General features: G+C 70.6%; 1 protein-coding gene. It reads left to right on the top strand.

Features of this window, described 5'->3' with window-relative positions; translation table 11 throughout:
* Window positions 1–1,039 (top strand): pyridoxal-phosphate dependent enzyme (locus ABZW96_RS37690; RefSeq protein WP_355081676.1); only part of this gene is annotated, 1,039 nt, incomplete at both ends.

Here is a 1,039-nt window from a genome sequence, read left to right as displayed (position 1 = left end):
ATCGCGAATTTGCCGCAGGAGGTTCGGGAGCGCGGCGTCGTGGCCGCGAGCGCCGGTAACCACGCGCAAGGCGTCGCGTGGTCGGCGGCCTCGCTCGGCATCGCGTCGACGGTGTTCATGCCGGTCGGGGCGTCACTGCCGAAAGTGACGGCGACCAAGGCATACGGTGCGCAAGTCCGCCAGGTGGGCGAGACCATCGACGAGTCGCTGGACGCCGCACTGGATTTCGCCGACCGGTCCGGCGCGACGCTGATCCATCCGTTCGACCATCCCGATATCGTGGCAGGCCAGGCCACCGCCGGCGTGGAGATCGCGGAGCAGCTGCCGCAGGTCGGCACGGTGCTCGTGCCCACCGGCGGCGGCGGGCTCTTGGCGGGAGTCGCGGTCGCGCTGCGGCATCTGGCGCCGAACGTCCGCGTCATCGGGGTGCAGGCGGCGGAAGCGGCCGCCTGGCCGGGCTCGCTGGCGGCGGGCCACCCGGTCCGCGTCGAGCGGATGTCGACGATGGCCGACGGCATCGCGGTCGGACAGCCCGGCAAAGTGCCGTTCGGCCATGTGGCCCAGCATGTTTCACGAATCGTGACGGTGGACGAGGAAGCGCTGTCGCAGGCGCTGCTGCTGTGCCTGGAACGCGCGAAGCTGATCGTCGAACCCGCGGGCGCCGCGGCGGTCGCCGCTCTGATGAGTATTTCGCCCGAGGAACTCGGCCTGCGGGGGCCGGTCTGCGCGATCCTGTCCGGCGGCAATATCGACCCGTTGCTGCTGACCCGCGTGATAGGTCACGGCCTGAGCGCGGCAGGTCGCTATCTCGCCGTGCGCGTGACGATCTCCGATCGCCCCGGCGCGCTGGGATCGCTGCTGGCGGTGGTGGGCAAGACGGGCGCAAGCGTGGTCGACGTGGCACACTCCCGCACCGGGACGTGGCTGGCGGTGGACGAGGTGGAAGTGGCGCTCACCCTGGAGACACGAGGTACCGCTCATCGCGACGACGTGCTCACCGCCCTCGGGAACGCGGGATACGGGGTCCACGTATCGGATT

The sequence above is a fragment of the Nocardia sp. NPDC004168 genome (genome assembly GCF_040610355.1).
GTDB lineage: Bacteria > Actinomycetota > Actinomycetes > Mycobacteriales > Mycobacteriaceae > Nocardia > Nocardia sichangensis.
Note: the sequence above shows the minus strand (reverse complement) of the source record. Positions and strands in the feature narration are given on the sequence as shown.